This window comes from Variovorax sp. P2_H12 (genome assembly GCF_056403395.1).
Map to the genome: position 1 here is coordinate 1 of NZ_JBFUFO010000109.1, position 985 is coordinate 985.

Sequence of the window (985 nt, forward strand, 5' to 3'; positions counted from 1 at the left end):
GTTGCGCGCTCGCGTCGTTCTGGCCTGCGCCGAAGGCGTGGACAACAAGGTGGTTGCGAGCCGCCAGCGCGTGACGCAGCAGACGGTTTCGAAGTGGCGCGCCCGATTCGTCGAGCATCGGCTGGACGGGCTACTGGACGCCCCTCGGCCTGGCGCACCGCGAACGATTGACGACGCGCGGGTCGACGCCGTRGTTGCCAAGACGCTGGAGAGCGTTCCCGACGCGGCGACGCATTGGAGCACACGCACCATGGCGCGCGAAACCGGCCTGTCGCAAACGGCGGTGTCTCGCATCTGGCGCGCATTCGGACTCCAGCCTCATCGCCAAGAGACCTTCAAGCTCTCCAGCGACCCGCTGTTTGTAGAGAAGGTGCGCGACATCGTCGGGCTGTACCTTGACCCGCCGCTCATGGCCATGGTCCTGTGCGTGGACGAGAAGAGCCAGATTCAGGCGCTGGATCGCACGCAGCCCTTGCTCCCCCTGGCCCCAGGCATCCCTGAGCGGCGCACTCACGACTACGAGCGCCACGGCACGACCACGCTCTTCGCGGCGTTGGACATCGCCACCGGATCGGTCATCGGGGACTTGCATCGCCGCCATCGAAGCACCGAGTTCCTGCAGTTCCTGCGCATCGAGGCCAACGTGCCGGCAGTGCTGGACATTCACCTCGTGATGGACAACTACGGAACACACAAGACTCCCGCCATCAGGAACTGGCTTGCCCGACATCCGCGCTTTCAGGTGCACTTCACGCCGACCTCTGCGTCCTGGCTGAACCAGGTCGAACGCTGGTTCGCCACCCTGACGCAGAARTACATCCGCCGCGGCACGCATCGCTCCACGCGCCAGCTCGAACAGGCCATCAGGCACTACATCAAGATCAACAACAGCGACCCCAAGCCGTTCGTCTGGTCCAAGACTGCCGATGACATCCTTGCGAGCGTCGAGAGATTTTGTTTGCGAACTTCTAACTCACGACACTAG

The 985-nt window shown here is 63.7% G+C and carries 1 protein-coding gene; it reads left to right on the top strand.

Features of this window, described 5'->3' with window-relative positions; genetic code table 11:
- Positions 1-985: IS630 family transposase (locus AC1DYK_RS35405; protein WP_478170524.1), on the top strand; the 985-nt coding region annotated here is incomplete at its 5' end.